The organism is Neorhizobium galegae, assembly GCF_021391675.1.
Lineage (GTDB): Bacteria > Pseudomonadota > Alphaproteobacteria > Rhizobiales > Rhizobiaceae > Neorhizobium > Neorhizobium galegae_B.
On record NZ_CP090095.1, the window covers coordinates 3,557,447 to 3,576,288 of the forward strand.

Sequence of the window (18,842 nt, forward strand, 5' to 3'; positions counted from 1 at the left end):
TCCAGGATGAAATGTGGCACAGCGGACGCCCAGTTCCTCCGGCGCCAACCTGAGGACCATCTGCGGCAGGGCGCGCAGCACGCGCAATCGTTGCGGAGCCCTTAAAACAGCATTTCCGTAAATACCGCGGCGCAACATGGGTGGATTCGGGAACAATCGCCAAAAAGCATGGGTGGAAATCCACACATGCAGCCGCTGTCAACCGTCCCTGTCATCCTGCAGCATGTGCTCCGGACCGAGCAGCTTCTTGTCGAGCCCGTATTTCTGCATCTTTTCGTACAGTGTCTTGCGGGAGATGCCGAGGGATTCGTAGACCGGTCTCAGCGCGCCGCCATGCGCTGCGATCTCGCCGGCGATCAGGTTGCGCTCGAAGGCTGCAACCTTGTCTGCAAGCCGCCCCGCCCCATCCTTCGCACCGCCGGTTTCGCCCGGCTTCGGGTCGAGACCGAGCACCAGCCGGTCGGCGGCGTTGCGGAGTTCCCGGACATTGCCCGGCCAGTCGCGCTGGGCAATCGCCGAAATCACCTCGGCCGGCACTTCCATATCATCGCGGCCATAGCGCGCCGCTGCCTCCCGCACCAGTTGGAGAAAGAGAAGCGGAATATCCGATCGTCTCTGCGCCAGCGACGGCACATGGATGGTGGCAACGTTGAGCCGGTAAAGGAGGTCGGCGCGGAATCGGCCGGCCGCCACTTCCGCTTCCAAATCCACCTTGCTGGTGGCGATGAAGCGCACGTCGAGCGGCACTGTCTCGTTGGAGCCGAGCCGGGTGATGACCCGCTCCTGCAACACGCGCAGGAACTTCGCCTGCAGATCGACCGGCATCGAGCCGATCTCGTCAAGCAGGATCGTCCCGCCGCGGCCGTGTTCGAACTTGCCGTAGCGCGGCCTGAGCGCTCCTGGAAAGGCGCCGGCCTCGTGGCCGAAAAGCTCACTCTCGATCAGGTTGTCGGGAAGGGCTGCACAATTGATGGCGATGAAGGGCCGGTTGGCGCGCGAGCTGATGTCGTGGAGGCCCCGCGCCACCACTTCCTTGCCGGCCCCGGTTTCGCCGATGATCAGCGTATCGGCATCCGTGGCGCCGATGGCGCGGATCCTGTAGCGCAGATCGACCATGACCTGGGTGCGGCCGGGGAGCCGGGCTTCGACATCGTCACGCTTGCCGGCAACGGCCCTTAAGCGGCGGTTTTCCAGCACCAGGCTGCGCCGGTCGAGCGCGCGCCGGATGATGCCGGCGAGATGCTGCGGCGTGAACGGCTTTTCCAGAAAATCGTAGGCGCCTTCCCGCATGGCCTTGACCGCGAGTTGCACGTCGCCATGACCGGTGACCAGGATAACCGGGATTTCTGCATCGAGCTCGCGAATCTTCTGGAGCAGCGTCATGCCGTCGGTGCCCGGCATGCGGATATCGCTGACGACGACACCGTCGAAGCCGAAGCCCGTCAGTTCCAGCACATGATCGGCATTGGAAAAGGTCAGGACCGCCAGGCCGAAGAGCTCCAGCGCCTGCGCCGTCGAACGGCGCAACTCCTCCTCGTCGTCGACCAGCAGAACCCTTTGCTCGCTCACTCGGCCGCCTCCAGAAGATTGCCGTCGGCGACCTCGAGTTCGATCCGGAAGACCGCGCCGCCTTCCGGATGATCGGCAACGCTCAAGCTGCCGCCAAAATCCTTGATGATGTTGTAGGAGATCGACAGCCCCAGCCCCAGGCCCTTGCCGACACCCTTGGTCGTGAAGAACGGATCGAAGATACGCTCGTGGATGGCCGCGGCGACGCCCGGCCCGCGATCGCGCACCGACACCACGACCTTGTTGCCCGCCTGCTCGGCGGAAACCGCGATCCTCCGGTCGTCGAGGCCTTCGACGGCATCGGCGGCATTGGTGATAATGTTGACGAGCACCTGTTGAAGCCGCACCGCGCCTGCCTTCACCGCGGGAATAGCGGGATCGATCTCGATGTCCAGTTCCGCATCCGCCGCCTTCAGGCGCGCCGCGACGATCTCCAGCGTGTCGCGCATCACGTCGTCCAGCGCGACGGGCCCGAGCTTCTCGTTCGGCTTACGGGCGAAGTTGCGCAGATGCCTGCTGATCGAGGCCATGCGGTCGATGAGCGCCGAAATGCGCCGGACATTGTCCCGCGCATCGTCGGTGCGTCCGAGATCGATCAGCACTCCGGCCGTTTCCGCATAGGTCTTGGCAGCGGCGAGAGGCTGGTTGAGTTCGTGCGACAGGGCCGCCGACATCTGCCCGAGGCCTGCGAGCTTGCCCGCCTGGATGAGGTCCGCCTGGGTCTGGCGCAGCCGCTGTTCGGTGAGCCGCCGTTCGGCGATCTCCTCCTCGATGCGGCTGTTGACGCGGGCGAGATCGGCGGTGCGTTCGGCGACGCGGTGCTCGAGCTCGTTGCGGGCCTCGGCCTGCAGCATCAGGCGTTCGTTGAGCCGCGCACGGCGCTGAAGGACGATGGCGAGCCCTAAGCCTGCAAGGCAGAGCGTCAAAAGTGCGGCAACCGCCGCGGTCTTCGCCTGGGTATGCACCGAGCCGGTATCCATCAGCACGTTGACGGTCCAGCCCGCATCCGGCATCGGTTGCGATACGACGAGATATTCCTTCTCGACCCCGCCATCCCGGATGGTCATGACATCGCGCCCTGCGAAGCTGCCGCGCTCGACCGGCAATTCGCGGAGCTTGGCATCCGCATACCGCCGCGACGCCTCGGTGCGGGCGATCCGGTCGGGCGTCAGCGGCAGGATGCTCGCATAAAGCCATTCCGGACTGCCGGTCATGAAAATGATGCCTTCGGGATCCGACACGAAAATCCGGTCGTCGCCGCCGCCCCAGGAGGCTTCGAGGATGTCGATATCCACCTTGAAGACGATCACGCCTCGGATGGCGCCGCCGATCACGATCGGCGAGCCAAAATAGTAGCCGCGCTTCAAAGACGTCGTGCCGAGCGCGTAGAAGCGCGACTGACGGCCCTCCGCCGCATCCTGGAAATAGGGACGATAGGTGAAATTCTCGCCAACGAAGCTGACCGGGCTGTCATAATTGCTGGCCGCGATCGTCTCGCCGTCCATGGTCATCACATAAATATCGGAGGATTTCAGAAGCCCGTTGATCTCCTTGAGATAGGCATTCGTCGTCGCCCGCAGCGTCTCGTTCTTCGGATCGAGGATCACCGCCTCGATATTCTGCTGATCGGCGATCAGCGCCGGCAGCGCCTCGTAGCGCTTCAGATGGCCGTCGAGCGCCGAGACCGCCAGGCGCAAAGTCGTGCCTGCCTGGACTTCGGCCTCCTCGATATAGCCGCGCGCGAGGATCTCACTGCCCTTGAAGACCAGCGCAAGACCGACCGCCGCAAGCAGGGCCAAAGGCAGAAGAATGCGATATCTCAACAGGTCCGGGTTCCTCCGCTCATTTTTTCCCGCCTGGGATGACGGGAAAGCGGTATTCTAACCGCTGCACTGCTGATTTCCATAAAATCCTTCCGGCATGCGACCGGCATCTGGGATGATGGTCGCTGGGGGTGTTTGGAGGAGCCGGCGGGCGTGATCGGATCGTGCAAGCATTCCTCGTGTTCTCGTAATAATTTCCACCTACCGCTTGACTTCACGACTGATCGTGCTTCGATCACAGGCGCAAATGGGGAAAGCCGCAAGGGCGGCGCAAGGGGTTTTTAATGGTCTATATACTCGCACTTTTGATCGGTGTCGTCGCCGGCCTGCGCGCCATGACCGCACCTGCAGCAATTGCCTGGGCTGCCTATCTCGGCTGGCTCAATCTCTCCGGTTCCTGGCTCTCCTTCATGGGCACGATCTGGGCCGTCGGCATCTTCACCATCCTTGCCGTCGTCGAACTGGTCACCGACCAGCTCCCCTCGACGCCGAGCCGCAAGGTGCCGCAGCAGTTCGGCGCCCGCCTGGTCATGGGGGCGCTTACGGGTGCTGCGATCGGCACGCCCTATGGTGGCTGGATCGTCGGCCTCGTCGCGGGCATCATCGGCGCCGCAATCGGCACCTATGGTGGCGCCGCCGTCCGCGGCAAGCTGGCCGCCAGCTTCGGCAAGGATCCACCGGCCGCCTTCATCGAGGACGCTGTCGCGATCGTCGCGGCCTACCTCATCATCGCGTCCCTGCCTGTCGCGGCCGCGGTATGAAAACCTTCGACGCAATCATCATAGGGGCCGGCCAGGCCGGCCCTCACTCGCAGGGCGCTTCAACGACGCCGGCAAGACGGTTGCGATCATCGAGCGCAAACATGTCGGCGGCACCTGCGTCAATACCGGATGCAAGCCGACCAAGACGCTCGTCGCCAGCGCCTATGCCGCCCATCTCGCCCGCCGCGGCGGTGATTATGGCGTGGTTCTCGACAGCCCCGTGAAGATCGACATGCCGGCCGTCATGCGGCGTTCGCACAAGGTGACGCTCGACTCGCGCCAGGGCAACGAAAGCTGGCTCGAGGGCATGCCGAACTGCACGCTGATCCGTGGCCATGCCCGGTTCGAGGATAAGAACACGATCCGCGTCGGCGACGAATTGCTGACCGCGCCGCAGATCTTCCTGAACGTCGGCGGCCGTGCCGCAATCCCGGATTTTCCCGGCGTCGATGACGTGCCCTACATGACCAATAGCGACATCGTGATGCTCGACCGGGTGCCAAAACATCTGGTCATCGTCGGCGGCAGCTATATCGGGCTGGAATTCGCCCAGATCTACCGCCGCTTCGGCGCAGAAGTCACCGTCGTCGAAAAAGGCCCGCGCCTTGTCGGCCGCGAGGACGAAGATATTTCGCAGGCGATCCGCGAAATCCTCGAAGCCGAAGGCATCCATGTTCGCACCGGCGCCGAATGCATCCGCTTCCGAAAGCATGAGGACGGCGTCGCCGTCGGAGTCGATTGCACCGATGGCGCACCGGAAGTGATCGGCTCCGACGTGCTGCTCGCGGTCGGCCGCCGTCCGAACACCGACGATCTCGGCCTCGACAAGGCCGGCGTCGAGCTGGACGCCCGTGGCTATATCAAGGTCGGCGACGACCTCTCGACCAATGTTCCGGGCATCTGGGCGATGGGCGACTGCAACGGCCGCGGCGCCTTCACCCACACCGCCTATAACGACTTCGAGATCATCGCCGCCAACCTCTTCGACGGCGAGAACCGCAAGGTCTCCGACCGGCTGGTCGGTTACGCGCTTTATATCGACCCGCCGCTCGGCCGTGTCGGCATGAGCGAGGCGGAAGCCCGGAAATCCGGCCGCAAGGTGCTGGTCGGCCGTCAGTCCATGGCAAGGGTCGGCCGCGCGGTCGAGAAGGGCGAGACACAGGGCCTGATGAAATTCGTGGCGGATGCGGACACGCACGAGATCCTCGGCGCCGCCATCCTCGGCACCGGCGGCGACGAATCCATCCACGGCGTGCTCGACATGATGAATGCCCGCGCCACCTATGATACGCTGCGCTGGGCGGTGCCGATCCATCCGACGGTCTCGGAATTCTGGCCGACGGTCGTCCTCGGCATGAAGCCGGTTTAAGTAGCCGATCTGAGCCTCTTTTGGACACGATTACAATTTTATCGATCCTCTAAGCGGGCCAGCAAGCATTTCCGTCTATGACCGGAGGCATCAGTGTCCCTGTTCATGATGGAAACAGATGTGCGGTTTTGCGGGCTTCGTGGGTGAGGCATACGGCTCCGGAAATCCGGAGGCTCTGCTGTCTTCCATGGCACATGTGATCGCCCATCGCGGACCGGACGGACAAGGCATTCTCACCGCTCCCGGCATCGGCCTTGCGCATGTGCGGCTGTCGATCGTCGGGCTTTCCGACGGCCAGCAGCCGATGACGGATGCCGAGGGCCGCTTCACCATCGTCTTCAACGGCGAGATCTTCAACTATGTCGAACTGCGCGACGAGCTGAAGGCGCGCGGCATTACCTTCCGCACCGGCAGCGATACGGAAGTCCTGCTGCAGCTCTACGCGACCGATGGCGAAGCCTGTCTATCCCGCCTCAATGGCGACTATGCCTTCGCGATCTGGGATCACCGCGAACGCCGGCTGATGCTTGCCCGTGACCGGATGGGTGTGCGGCCACTCTTTTATACCGAGCACAAGGGCTCGCTCTATTTCGCCTCGGAGATCAAGGCGCTGCTGGAAGTGCCGGGCATCGAGGCCGAACTCGATCCGCTGGCGCTCGACCAGATTTTCACCCTCTGGGCGCCGATCCCGCCACGCACCGCCTTCAAGGGGATTTTCGAGCTCGAACCCGGCCACCTGATGATCGCCAAAAACGGCCGGACTGAAACCCGGCCCTATTGGGTGCTCGATTTTCCGGATGCGGGCGATCATGCCGAGGTCGACCAGTCCGCCAGGGAAGAGGAATTGCGGGCGCTGCTGACCGATGCAACACGGCTGCGCATGCGCGCCGACGTGCCGGTCGGCGCCTACCTCTCCGGCGGGCTCGACTCATCGCTGATCACCGCGCTCGCCGCACCGATGGCTCCGAATGGCCTCAACACGTTCTCGGTCACCTTCGACGATGCCGAACACGATGAAAGCGCCTTCCAGCGACAGGTCGCAGAAGCGCTCGGCACCCACCACCGCGCCGTCGCCAGCGGCTCGGCCGATATCGCTGCGAGCTTTCCGGATGTGATCCGCTTCACCGAACGGCCGGTCCTTCGCACCGCACCCGCACCGCTCTACCGCCTCTCGGGCCTTGTCCGCGACGCCGGCATGAAAGTGGTGCTAACCGGCGAAGGCGCCGACGAGGTATTCGCCGGCTACGACATCTTTCGCGAGGCCCGCGTGCGCCGCTTCTGCGCCCGCCAGCCGGGATCGAAGATGCGGCCGCATCTCTTCCGCAAGCTCTATCCCTATCTGCCCGGACTGAAGCAGCAGTCGGCGGAATATCTTGCCGCCTTTTTCGGCGCCGGCAACGATGGGACGAACGATCCGCTCTTCTCCCACCGCCCGCGCTTCCGCTCGACGGCGGCCGCCAAGATCTTCTATTCCGACGATCTCCGCGCCACGCTCGGCAGCTATGATGCGGCCGAAGAACTCGCTTCCCGCCTGCCGGCAAATTTCGGCCGCTGGCATCCGCTGCACCAGGCGCAATATCTGGAAAGCCGCTTCCTGCTGCCGGGCTACATCCTGTCAAGCCAGGGCGACCGCATGGCCATGGCGCACGGTATCGAAGGCCGGTTCCCGTTCCTCGACCACCGGCTGGTGGAGTTCGCCAGCCGGCTGGCTCCCGACATGAAGCTCAAGGGCCTCGACGAGAAACACATCCTGCGCCGGGTCGCCAGGGACCTGTTGCCGGATGTCATCAGCAAGCGCCCGAAACAGCCCTACCGCGCACCGGACAGCCGTTCCTTCACCGGCAACAACGCACAGGCCTATGTCGGCGAGATGCTGGGCGAACAGGCAGTCGCCGCCGCCGGCCTCTTCAATCCGAGGGCCGTCACAAAACTCCATCAGAAATGCCGCCTAGCCCCGGTCTCTGGGTTCCGAGATAATGCCGCTTTCGTCGGCATATTGTCCACCCAGCTCTGGCTGAAGGGTTTTGCCCGATCCGCAGCGGACGAGACGCATCCCGTTCGCAAGGCTGCATATTAGCTCTTGAAAATCCTCAATTAACTTAAAATTCACGACAATTCGCCATGATCGCCGGAGTGTGTCCAATTGTAGGTTCTTTCGCTGGGGCGGAAGGGCGGAGGTAGTCCATGTACGAGCCGAAGGAGCCCCATACTCGGCGGTCGGCATCGGCCCGGGCGTTGCGTCATCGCAGCGAATACCAGAGCTCCCTCCTGGATCATCCAATCGTTGAAGAAGAACCGGAAGAACGCCCCTCGCCGCGCAACCGGCCTCGTCCTTCTTCTGTACCTGACTATCGAACCCGTTCGGACTATCATCGTGAGCCGCCCGCCCACGAACGGGAAGATGACGACCGGATGCGATACGAGGACATTCCGTTTGAAAAACGGATCGAGGCACAGCTTCACAGCCTGACGGATATCCATTTCACCGATATCATCCGGTGGCTGCGCAGGGGCTTCCTGCGCATCATTGCCGCGGCGATCCTCGGCGCCGTGCTCGCGCTGCTTTACGCCGCCATTGCCTCGCCGCGCTATTCGGTCAGCACCGAAATCATCATCGATCCGTCCAACCTGAACCTCGTTTCCGACGACGTCTTCTCCGCCAACCCGCAGCGCGATTCCCAGCTTCTGGAAGTCGAGAGCAAGTTGCGGGTCCTGACGTCGCGCAACGTGCTGACCAAGGTCATCAACGATCTCAACCTGACCCAGGACCCGGAATTCAACCGCCCGGGACGGCTTGACGGCCTGCGTAGCCTGATCTCATCGCCGTCCGCGCCCGAGAACAAGCAGTTGAGCGTCTTGCGCCAGCTTGAAAAGCAGATTTCCGCGACCCGCGACGACGGCTCGTTCGTCGTCGTCCTGTCAGTCTGGACGGGAGACGCCGAGAAGTCGATCAAGCTGTCGAACGCGATTGTCTCCGCCTTCGAAGGCGAATTGTTCAAATCCTCGTCGGATAGCGCCGGCCAGCTCGCAATCGGCCTCAACAGCCGGCTCGACGAACTGCGCCGCTCGGTGACGGAAGCCGAGGAGAAGGTCGAGCAGTTCAAGCGCCAGAACGACCTGCAATCGACCGCCGGCGAACTCACCAGCACCCGCATTTCCGGCGCCCTCGATACGCAGGTTCTCGATGCCCAGCAGCGGCTGATCCAGGCCGATACCCGCTACAAGCAGCTCCAGGCGGCCTATGCCGACAGACGGGTTGTGAATTCGGCGGTGTTCGATTCTGCCAGCATGGTCACCCTGCGCGCCAGCTATAGCGCATTGCAGCAGCAGATCAGCTCGATGACGCTCGTCTACGGCAGCCGGCACCCGCGCCTTGTCGCCCTGCAGTCGGAGCTCGCTTCGGTCGACCGCGCGATCTCCGAGGAAGCCGCCCGTCTTCTCCAGTCCGCCAAGACCGATGTCGATCAGGCCAACAGCGCCCTTCAGGAACTGCGCCGCAAGTCCGACGCTTCGCGATCGACCGTGTTTACCGAAAACGATGCGCAGGTGCGCCTGCGCGAACTGGAGCGGGACGCCCGATCCAAGGCAGCCGTTTACGAAACCTATCTGTCGCGGACGCACCAGATCAGCGAGCGCCAGCAGATCGACACCAGCAATGTCCGGGTGATCTCACCGCCGATGCCGCCGCAGTCGAAGAGCTGGCCGCCGAGCTCGGTGCTGCTGCTGATCGGCGGGGCTTCCGCCGGCGCTATTTTCGGCGTGCTGATGGCACTCACACTCGGCCTGTTCGGCCATATGCGCGAAGCCGGCCGCGAGTTCGCCTGAACCTTCTACTTCTTGGGAACCAACGCCTCGTGCAGTTCCGGCAGCCATGACTTGGTGGTTGGGTCCCAGGGGCCGAATTCGTGCGACGCGAAGTCCCAATAGGCCCAGCTCATGCCGCGTCTCTCGATCTCTTCCCGCATGATCCGCGTGTAGGTCACCCGGTCGGGATAATAGGCGAGCGAATTGGAGCCGAATTCCCCGACGAAGATCGGCCGGTCGTTCTTTTTCCCCCATTCGGCCGCCATGTCGAGCGGCGTCCTGATCTCCTCGATCTGGGCCTTCTCGCAACAGGATGTTCCGAGCCACGGCCTGGATCCTTCGATCCAGCTGGCGCCCTGCATCGTGAATTTGAACGGTGCGTAATTGTGTATGGTAACGATCAGGCGGCGGTCGTCGGCCGGGATCGCCAGCTTCTCGAGCCCCCAGGCCGTGCTCCATTCCGCCGGATCGACAATCAGGAAGCGGTAGGGATTTGTCTTGCGGATCACCGCAAGCGCCTTGGCGAGCAGATCGTTCCAGACCTCCTCCGTCTTGCCGTGCGGTTCGTTGTAGATTTCGAACAGCACCTTGTCGTTGGGCAGGCTCTGGTATCGCTGCGCCAGCTGTTCCCAGATCGCCAGGAAACGCTCGCGGCTCGTCTCCACACCGATCGCGACCTCCTCCGCCTCGAGGGGATCGCCATCCATCTCATGATAATGGTGGAAGTCGATGATGATGTTGAGGCCCCGGGACAGCGCGTTGTTGATCGCAAAGTCGACCCGCTTCATGAAAGCCTCGTCGAGCTTGTAGGGTTCCGAGAGGGCCGCATGGCTGCTGAAACGGACCGGCAGCCGGATGGTCTGGAACCCGCCTTGCCTGACGGCCGCGAACAGCTCGGTGGAAAGCCTGCCTCCCCAGGCGCCTTCGCTCGGCGCCTCCAGCGTTCCGCCGAAATTGACCCCTCGCCCCAGCGCCTTGCTCTGCTCAGCCGCCGTCAACCCGGCAATTTCAGGCGCGTGGGCTTCCGAAAACGGCTTCAGCACGAAATTCTGCGCCTGCGCACCGGCAATTCCGAGTGCCATCAGCATGAGAGATCCGGCAAGCCGACAGAATATTCCCAGCATTCGAAATCTCCATTGGAGCCAGCAAGCCTGCCAGGGATTGCAGGCTGAGCGCAAGTTCTGGTTCGACACCATCAAGGTCAAGCAAACCGGCTAAATTTATGCAGTTATGATGAACGGCCGAAATCTCGCATCGTCGCGGTCACGGTCCTCGAAGTCGGCTTCGGCCGCTCTCGACGAACCTCGCAGCAGTGGCCGCCGGATATGGATGCTGGCGAGATTCGGCGGTTTCTGTTACGATTCGCGCGCGAAGAGAACGCGGCGGCGGGTGGATGGCGAGAGACACGGACGAAGTTGCGTCTTCTGGAAATTTCGGCGCAAAGCTGCTGTTCTGCTGTGTCGGGTGCTTCTACTGGATCACCCTGACGCCTTTCGTCGACACCAGCCTCAATCCTGCCCTGGCGAAGCCTGCTCTCTGGAGCCAGCTGCTCGCCTACGTTCTGTTCCTGATCGTGGTTGTCTATGCGATGACCCCGAGGGTGCGGAGCGTCATCTTCCAGCCGCGCCTGCTGCTTGCGTTCGTATTCGGGTGGCTGTTTCTGACGGCGGCACTTTCGGTCGACCCGCTCGGTGCCGTCAGGCGCGTCCTGATTGCGCTCACCGTCTGCATCAGCGCCAGCGCATTTCTGATGCTGCCGAAGGGCGAGAGCCAGTTTGCAAGGCTTGCCGGCGGCGGCGTCATGCTGATCGTCGGCCTTTGTTATTTCGGCGTGCTGTTTCTTCCGAGGCTTGCCGTCCATCAGCTGACCGACTTTCTCGAGCCGCAGCATGCGGGGCTCTGGAAGGGAATTTACGTCCAGAAGAACGAGACCGGCGTCGTCATGGCGCTCTCCTGCTTCGTCGGCATCTACCTGATGTCCGCATGGTCCCGGGTCATCGGACTGCTGGTCATTGCTGCGAGCTGCCTGTTCCTGCTGAAAACCGGCGCAAAGACCTCGACCGCCATGTTGCCCGGCATCTTCGTCCTCAGCATTTTCTTCGAGCGCTGGCGCTGGATCCGAATTCCTGTCGTCTTCGGCGGCGTTGGACTGCTCAACCTGGCGACCGTCGGCGTGTCGACGATCGCGCCGCTGAGGGAGATTGTCGCGGCAACCGGGATCGATACCACCTATACGGCACGCGCCGACATCTGGCGGCTGGCACTCGATGCTATTGCACAGCAACCGATCACCGGTTATGGCTTCGGCTCTTTCTGGGGTGCGGAGAGCCTCGTCAACAGCGACATGCGCACCTTGAACTGGGCCGTGCGTGCGGTGGATGCCCACAATGCCTATGTCGATGCCGCCATGAACGCCGGCATACCGGGATTGATATTGATGGTGATATGGGTCTTGGCTACTCCCCTTAAAAATCTGGCGGCAATCGACGCCGCAAAAAATTTCACGCCGCTGACGAGGCTTTTCTTGAGGATCTGGCTTTTCTCGATCTTCCTGGCCTGCCTCGAAAGCGTATTCCTTGCCCGGTCGGGGCCTATCTGGTTCACGATGATGGTTGCCATGTTCGGCCTTGGTTACCAGGCCCGCTACCGCATCATAGCCTCAAGGAAGGCCGAGCCCGCCTATGGACCAGCATACGCCTGAAATGTCCGAGCAAGCACCGGTAAAACAGCGGCAGCGGACGTCCGCCTTCGGCATCGAGTTCTCCACTTGGGACGCCGGCAGGATCGTCGACACGATCGTCTCCGAACCGGTGCCGCCCGGTGAAGGCCTACGGCTGTTGGTGACCGCCAATCTCGATCACATCGTGCAGTTGAACAGGAACCCCGCCTTCAGGGCCGCCTATGACAAGGCTTGGCTGACCACCGTCGACGGAGCCCCCGTGCTTCTCTATGCGCGGCTGCGCGGGCTGGCCGTCCCCGGCCGCATCACCGGCGCGGACCTGTTTCCCGAGATCATCGAGCGCCTCAAGCCGGGCACCCACCGGCCCCTGCTCCTATGCTCGAGCGAAACCACGGCAGCGATCCTCGACGACAAGCTGAAGGCGCTCGGTTTTTCCGAGCACCTCATCGTCACAGCGCCCCCGGCTTTCGAGCAGAATGAGACCTTTGGACGCGAATTGGTGGCGATGCTCCGGGAAAGACGCGTCACCCATATCTTCTTCGGCATCGGCGCCCCGAAGTCCGAGATCTGGATGGACAAGCACCGCGCCGACCTTCCCGATTGCTACGGCTTCGGTTTCGGCGCTGGGCTGGATTTCTATGCCGGCGTCAAATCGCGTGCTCCGGTCTTCCTGCGGAAAGCCGGGCTAGAATTCCTCTGGCGCGTGGCGACCGAGCCGCGCCGCCTGGCCCGGCGCTATTTCGTCACGTCCTGGGCGTTCTGCTGGGCCGTTTACAAGGATGTCATGGCCGACCGCCCGGGCTCGGACAAGACCCGTTAGGCGACGCCGATCCGCTTCAGCGTATCGATCACCGTCTCCACCTTGATGCCGCGCCGGCGCACCTTGTCGACCACCTGCGAGAAGAAGGCCGGCGAACAGCCGATATTCGTCGGGTCCTCGCGCACGTCGTGGGTATAGAAGATCAGCCAGCCGCAGCGCCGCTCGACATCGTCCAGCATCCTGTCGATCGAAGCGGAATCGTTGCTGCAGTCATAGAGTTCCTGCGCTTTCAGATGGGCAAGATCGATGAGGCCGGAATTGGTGCCGACCTTGATGCCGCGCAGGCCCGGATAGTGATGCATCAGCGCCAGCTTGGACGGGACCGAAATCATCCCGAAGGGATAAGCGAAGGAAACCGGCTTTGCGGAGCCGACGATCCGGGCGATTTCCTCGTCGTTTCGCCTGACATCGGCCATGAGGTCGCGACGGGGCGTTTTCTGGACATTGATATGGCCATGGGTGTGACCGCCGATCTCGTGTCCCCTGTCCGAAAGCGTCGCGACCATCTCCTCATCGACGATCAGCTGGCCGTTTTCGACGCGCTGCATCAGGCCGCTTGCAAGGTAGAACGTGCCGAGCATGCCGGCATCCTCAAGAGCGGGCGCCGCATTTTCGAAGACCGAGACAGGAAAATCGTCGAACGTGAAAGCAACGACAGGCGCATCCAGCTTCAACAGGTGCGGGCGAAAATATACGTGTCGCCCGATCTTGCGGGATACTCCCGCCAGTATCTCGGAACCGGACATCTCCCAGAGTTTCGGCTTTTTCATCTACCCCCATCCATTGCGGTCGGATCTCCCAGAGCTTCAGAACATAATGTCAAATACTTACGGTTGTCTCAATCTCCGGCGCCGCAGAAACGGCATTTCCCGCGATCCCTGCCGCCTGAAGAAGATGGATGAACCTTTCGGCCGATGTCTCAACGCTGAACTCCGCGGCGCGGGCCTGGAGAACCGCGCTTTCGGGCGGCTCTTCGAGCGTCTTCGCCATGGCCTGCGCAAGCGCGGTCGCGTCGCCGACCGGCACCAACCGTCCAAGCCTGCCGCCTTGCAGGATCTCGCGCGGACCGTAAGGCGCATCCGTCGCCACGACGGGCACGCCGCAGGCCATGGCTTCGATCAGCGCGTTCCCCAGCCCCTCGTGCGAGGAGGAGGATACGAAAAGCGAGGCCTGCGACACGATCGACAACGGGTCCGGATCGTGTCCCGGCAAGTTGACGTCCTGCGATAGATTTAAGGCTTCGATCAAAGCCTCCAGATTGCCGCGCTCATCGCCTTCCCCGACGATCGTCAGCTGCGCCGCGCGCATCTGCCTGAGCTGCGCAAAGGCCTCGATCAGCGTCGCATACCCCTTTTCCGGGGAAAGCCTGCCGACCGAGACGATGTGGCCCGGTTCCGGGGCGCGGCCCAATTGCTCGATCCGCTTCCGCATCTGCGGTGTCAGCACGGCATTGGTCCCGAGATTGGCGACTTTGGCGGCCGGCACCCCAAAACGGTCGATGAGGTCGTTTCGCGCACCGGCCGTCAGCGTCAGGACCAGATCGGCGCGCGGATAGGCAAACCGGATCAGCCTGTAGGCCAGCCGGTTCTGCCAGTAGGGATCGCCGGTTCGCGCCTGCAGGGGGCTTGCCACCTCGCGCAGGACGATCGACGGCCGCGTTTCCCTTGCAAGCCCTCGGGAGGCCAGGACCACCAGGACATTCGCCGCCGCCTCGGAAGACACCAGCGCCCTCGGACGCCCCGTGACCAGCAACCTTCGCAATGCGGCGGGCGCAAAGGCGAGGCGCAGTTTGCGGCCGTTGCCGAGATCGACAACGGGCACGTCGGCGCGGATCAGGCCCCGCAACGGGCCCGAGCTCTGAAGCGTAACGATTGCGCTCGGAAATCCCTGACCCTGCAGTTCGTTTGCCAGCAGGATGGCGTCGCGTTGGGCACCGCCGCCATCGAAACCACGCACGAGAAAACAGATTCGGGCTGCGACCGGATCAACAATCCGAGAGCTATTCATAATCATCACATGCCCTATGATTATTGCGTTTGTTCCTGCTAAGGAAGGATCTACGTCACTCCCGGCGATCGAGCCTACCCTAGAGGGTTAGCGGTTAATTCTGACCAAATGCATATTATTGGGCGACGAAATTGAGCGATAGACATGCCTCGGTGTATTTAGCCTCGCGGGCGACATCGGCCATCATCAATCTCGTGTCGGTTTCCATCTTCACGCGCATGACCAGCGCCGAAGTGTACGGCCAGTATATCGTCGGGTTTTCGATATGCATGATGGTCTACAGCCTGGGCGTCCAGTGGATCGTATTCGCCCATTTCGGACGATACGACCCCAAGGAAGCCGATAGGCTCGCAGGGGCGCTGATGCTGGTTTCGGGGGTGGTGATGTTGCCGGCGATCGGCTTCATATACCTGTTCTACCTGTTTGGAACATTGCATGCCGATGTTGCGGTCAGCAGCAGCCTGCTGGTGGTGTGCTTCACCTTGTATTTCGTCGCCATCGAAATCAGCCGCGCCCACCTTCTGGTCCGGCTTGTTGCAATCGCGACCATCGCCCGCGCCGTCTTCTCGCTGCTGTTCGGTTATATCGCCGTCCTCGAATTCGACACGCCCGGCGCATTGCTGGCAGGCGTGGGGCTCGGCTATGCGCTGGGTTCCGTGCCGGTTTTCCGGCACTTCAGCCGAACCATATGGGCGTCCGGCTTCGTCTGGCCCCGGAGCAGCGACGTGCGGCGGATGTGGCGCTATGGCTGGCCGCTTGCCATCGCCTTCGGCGCCTCGGCTGCCGCCATGAATGTCGACCGGCTGCTGCTGGCGGGCCTCTACAATACCGGCACCGTCGCCCCTTACGGGACCGTACTCGACCTCATGAAGCAGACGTTCCTGGTCTTGGCCGAGGCGATAAGCGCAGGATATATTTCGAGCGCCAAGAACCTCCATACAGAGGGGAAAGGGAGCGAAGCCCGGCATACTCTCAAGCGCGCCTTCATCACGCATTGCTATATCGTCATTTTTGGCACCGCGTCCTTCATCCTGCTCGGCGACGCCATCTTTGGGATCCTGCTCGCTCCGAGCTATCTGCCGGTCGTCACCCAGATCATGCCGATCCTGCTCGTCGCGAATGCCATTCTCGTCATGCGCGCCCACTATTTCGGCCAGATCATTTATTTCAGCGGGACAACAAACCTGGAACTGGTCGCGTCCGTCGCGATGCTGGCGGTCACCGGAACGCTGAGCTACCTGCTGATCCCTTCATACGCCGCAATCGGCGCCGCCATCGCCTTTACGCTCGGGCAGGCGGCGGCGCTGTTGATCTGCCTGGTCTACGCGTCGGGGAACCTGCGCATGCCTCTCGACCTGCCCCGTGGGGGCCTGCTGCTGGCTCTCGGCATAGCTCTCGTCGTCATCGGCAAAGGTGTCCAGTTCCTGGCGGAAGAGCCGGCTGCAAGCGCCATCAATTTCGTCCTGATCGGCATCGCCAGCGCCTATATCGCGCTACGCTGGAACCTGTTCGACGCCCGCTCGCTGCTTCAGCGCTTTTATCCGCGACGCGGTTAGACGCCGCTCTCGGAGTGCAGGAAATTCGTATAGCGCTCCAGCATGAGCTCCCGGCTGTGATGCTCTTGATGCAATCGCGCAAAATCATTCCGAAGCTGCGCATCCGGATAATTCGCAGCGAGATTTTTGACCGCGTCGGCAAGGCTGATCGCGTCACAGGGCGGATGGAACCGCGTCATGGCTGCGTTCTGATGCCCGTCGCCGATGCACAGCACCTCCCGCAGAACAGGGAGATCGGACGCGACGACCGGCAGCCCGGCCATCGAAGCCTCCACCCCGGCAAGACCGAAAGTCTCCCAGATCGATGGGAACACATAGATATTGCCGGCCATCAGGATGTCGCCGAGCGCATCCCGCTCGATTGAGCCGACCAGATGGACGCGCTCCGCCACACCCAGAGTGCGGGCTTTGTCCTCCAGCGCCTCCCGGTTCGGCCCGTCGCCGGCGATGATCAGATGCATGCCCGGCAGCATCCGGAGCGCCTCCACCAATACCCCGTGGTCCTTCTGATCTACCAGCCTCCCGGTCGCGACCAGCACGAAAGCATCTGGCGGAATGGAAAGGCGCTGCCGCCAGTCGACCGCTGCGCGAGCCGACGGAATGGGATCGACACCATGCGGGATCAGAATGAACCGCCGCCGGTAGGCAGCAGGCCATTTGCCGAACGACGCGCTGGTGGAAACGGAATTCGATACGAAATGGGTGAATATCCCGACCGAACCGAACAGCCAGTCAAGTGCCTTCCAATGCCGGCGAATACCCTCCGGCGCTGCGGTGTGATGGGCGGCACGCACCGGCACGCGGCCCAGAAAGCCGAAAAAACCGCCGAAGACGGAGGCCGCAGCCTGGTAGGTGAAGATCGCGTCGTATTTTCCCGACAGGATGGTCCAGCCAAGGCGTGCAAGATTGCGAAGAGTGGCGACCGTTCCATGACCGGTGTCGAGAGGCAGCGTCTGCACCTCGAAACCGCGGGCGTGCAAGCCGGTCTCCACCATCTGCACGAGGGTACGCACGCCCCCCATCTTGTCATGGGTTACCAGTTGGAGAATCCGCTTCCCCGAAGGAATTAGGGTATCGGCAGCTTTTGGAAAAGCTGAGCTGAATTCGTGCCTCATGAGCCGGACCCTAGGGCTGAAATCTTAAAATCTGAGCAGGGAGATCATTCAGATTTCTCCTATCCGCTTTTTCGCGGATCAAAAACTCCCCTGCGCGCTTCTACCCTTTGAGCGAACACTACAATCAGGAAGCAGACATCAACGCGGACTGGATAGCAAGACGGTGCAGACCGAACAGTATCACGATCACCAGGCGAACCATCTTGACCACTGAAAAAACACTTACATTCACGACTGCTTGAGAAAGGATTTTGAGCAATCCACTGCTGCGCCCACCCGGCTTTCCTCCCTTGCAAAGTGGAAGAGAAGTAGTAGTCTTTGGCTATTGCCGGCTTGAAGACAAGAGCGCGCCGGCGACTGGAAGACAGGAAGCGCTTTCGCCGCCATTTGGGAGGCTGAAAAGATGAATGCAGCAGTCCTGACCAACACTTTCGAACCGACGGAACTGGCATTTCTCCAACGCTTGTTCGACGAGATCTGCGCAGAGCGTGGACTTGCCGGCGGCAGCCTCGCCGCAAACAATCTCGCAGCACAGATCATTCAGCTTTATCAACAGGGCATACGCGATCCACGAGATCTGCAGATCCATCTCGATACGGATGCCCCCTTAAGAACCTGACGTCCGGTGCCAGCCGCCATCGTATCGGCTGGCCACCCTCTTCAACGCTTCGCCACTTATCTCTTGGCCATCAGGTCTCGTTCGTCCCGCATCAGGAATACGCGGGTGATGGCGTCGAGATTGGCTTCCAGCCAGTTGGCCATTGCGATCTCCTCGCCAAGAATGCGTTCGAAAACCGTCTTCGCCTCCATTTCATCCAGCTCGTCGGCCGCTGCAATCAGGACCCGGTAGCTGGCGATTTCCATGTGCTCGAAGGCATAGCTTGCCATTGCTCCCTTGACGACCTCGTCGCTGGTCAACATGCCGCCGACGCCCTGCGCCTTGGCCGCCAGCTTGGCAGCCATGTCCTTGATCGCCGATACGCCGCCGGTTGCCGAAAGGTGATCGAGGAGCGTCTTCAGCGCCTGGGCGTGTTCCTCCGTCTCGTGCAGGTGCTGCACGATCCGGGTCTTGAGGTCGGGATAACTCTCGATCCGCCGGGATTGAGCGGAAAGCGTAGTGATCGCCTGTTCCTCCATGGCATGGGCGGCACGCAGCCACGCGAGGAAATTGTCTCGGGCATGGGTCATTCGCTTCTCCTCGCAAGTTGGTTGCCCAAATCGATTGCTTTTGGGAACGCAAGACAGCCAGATTCAACCCCTGAAAGCATGCGAAGTTCCTCTTCGCCTTAATGCCTGGAACATTGCCGCCCTTTGTGAATTGTCCAGTAGTAAAATCAC

At 62.1% G+C, this 18,842-nt stretch carries 14 protein-coding genes and 1 pseudogene; 8 read left to right on the plus strand and 7 right to left on the minus strand.

The features are described from left to right. Positions 1–198: 198 nt before the first annotated feature. A complete protein-coding gene (locus LZK81_RS17700) occupies positions 199–1,569 on the minus strand; it encodes a sigma-54-dependent transcriptional regulator (RefSeq protein WP_046604374.1) in 1,371 nt (456 codons plus the stop codon). After that, positions 1,566–3,392, minus strand: coding sequence for a sensor histidine kinase (locus tag LZK81_RS17705; RefSeq protein ID WP_267967537.1), 1,827 nt, complete (start codon positions 3,390–3,392; stop codon positions 1,566–1,568). The genes LZK81_RS17700 and LZK81_RS17705 overlap by 4 nt, the downstream gene beginning before the upstream one ends. A gap of 284 nt (positions 3,393–3,676) precedes the next feature. On the opposite strand from LZK81_RS17705, the gene LZK81_RS17710 reads away from it, so the two are divergent. The 4 genes and pseudogenes from LZK81_RS17710 (at position 3,677) to LZK81_RS17725 (ending at position 9,347) form a co-directional block, all read left to right on the plus strand. Further along, positions 3,677–4,153: a DUF4126 family protein gene (locus tag LZK81_RS17710; protein ID WP_046604373.1), complete on the plus strand. Its 477-nt coding sequence runs from the start codon at positions 3,677–3,679 to the stop codon at positions 4,151–4,153. After that, a pseudogene (locus tag LZK81_RS17715) lies at positions 4,150–5,522 on the plus strand (FAD-containing oxidoreductase). The gene LZK81_RS17710 and the pseudogene LZK81_RS17715 overlap by 4 nt, the downstream one beginning before the upstream one ends. Before the next feature lie 118 nt (positions 5,523–5,640). Next, on the plus strand, positions 5,641–7,599 hold the full coding sequence (gene asnB / locus LZK81_RS17720; protein WP_233954086.1) for an asparagine synthase (glutamine-hydrolyzing): 1,959 nt from the start codon (positions 5,641–5,643) through the stop codon (positions 7,597–7,599). 107 nt (positions 7,600–7,706) lie between these two features. After that, positions 7,707–9,347: a GumC family protein gene (locus tag LZK81_RS17725; RefSeq protein WP_233954087.1), complete on the plus strand. Its 1,641-nt coding sequence runs from the start codon at positions 7,707–7,709 to the stop codon at positions 9,345–9,347. A 5-nt stretch (positions 9,348–9,352) separates the two neighbouring features. Here LZK81_RS17725 and LZK81_RS17730 read toward each other — a convergent pair whose 3' ends face one another. Beyond that, the gene (locus LZK81_RS17730) at positions 9,353–10,450 is read right to left on the minus strand and encodes a glycoside hydrolase family 5 protein (protein WP_233954088.1); all 1,098 of its coding nucleotides are present in this window, start codon (positions 10,448–10,450) and stop codon (positions 9,353–9,355) included. 269 nt (positions 10,451–10,719) lie between these two features. Here LZK81_RS17730 and LZK81_RS17735 point away from each other — a divergent pair, with 269 nt between their 5' ends. Continuing rightward, on the plus strand, positions 10,720–12,027 hold the full coding sequence (locus LZK81_RS17735) for an O-antigen ligase family protein (RefSeq protein ID WP_233954089.1): 1,308 nt from the start codon (positions 10,720–10,722) through the stop codon (positions 12,025–12,027). Between the two features lies 1 nt (position 12,028). Further along, the gene (locus LZK81_RS17740) at positions 12,029–12,826 is read left to right on the plus strand and encodes a WecB/TagA/CpsF family glycosyltransferase (protein WP_052756715.1); all 798 of its coding nucleotides are present in this window, start codon (positions 12,029–12,031) and stop codon (positions 12,824–12,826) included. Here LZK81_RS17740 and LZK81_RS17745 read toward each other — a convergent pair. After that, on the minus strand, positions 12,823–13,596 hold the full coding sequence (locus LZK81_RS17745) for a polysaccharide deacetylase family protein (protein ID WP_046634313.1): 774 nt from the start codon (positions 13,594–13,596) through the stop codon (positions 12,823–12,825). The two genes, LZK81_RS17740 and LZK81_RS17745, sit on opposite strands and share 4 nt — an antisense overlap. A 49-nt stretch (positions 13,597–13,645) precedes the next feature. Continuing rightward, complete coding sequence (locus tag LZK81_RS17750; RefSeq protein ID WP_233954090.1) at positions 13,646–14,782, minus strand: glycosyltransferase; 1,137 nt, start codon at positions 14,780–14,782, stop codon at positions 13,646–13,648. A gap of 182 nt (positions 14,783–14,964) precedes the next feature. Here LZK81_RS17750 and LZK81_RS17755 point away from each other — a divergent pair, with 182 nt between their 5' ends. Next, positions 14,965–16,389 (plus strand): lipopolysaccharide biosynthesis protein, encoded by a 1,425-nt coding sequence (locus tag LZK81_RS17755; RefSeq protein ID WP_233954091.1) that lies wholly within the window; start codon positions 14,965–14,967, stop codon positions 16,387–16,389. On the opposite strand, the gene LZK81_RS17760 is transcribed toward LZK81_RS17755, so the two are convergent. Beyond that, on the minus strand, positions 16,386–17,402 hold the full coding sequence (locus LZK81_RS17760; protein WP_233954092.1) for a glycosyltransferase family 4 protein: 1,017 nt from the start codon (positions 17,400–17,402) through the stop codon (positions 16,386–16,388). The two genes, LZK81_RS17755 and LZK81_RS17760, sit on opposite strands and share 4 nt — an antisense overlap. A gap of 505 nt (positions 17,403–17,907) precedes the next feature. Between LZK81_RS17760 and LZK81_RS17765 the strand changes: the two genes are divergently transcribed. Beyond that, the gene (locus tag LZK81_RS17765; RefSeq protein WP_233954093.1) at positions 17,908–18,123 is read left to right on the plus strand and encodes a hypothetical protein; all 216 of its coding nucleotides are present in this window, start codon (positions 17,908–17,910) and stop codon (positions 18,121–18,123) included. A gap of 56 nt (positions 18,124–18,179) precedes the next feature. Here the strand turns inward: LZK81_RS17765 and LZK81_RS17770 are convergent, their stop codons facing one another. Continuing rightward, positions 18,180–18,692, minus strand: coding sequence for a ferritin-like domain-containing protein (locus LZK81_RS17770; RefSeq protein WP_233954094.1), 513 nt, complete (start codon positions 18,690–18,692; stop codon positions 18,180–18,182). Positions 18,693–18,842 lie beyond the last annotated feature (150 nt).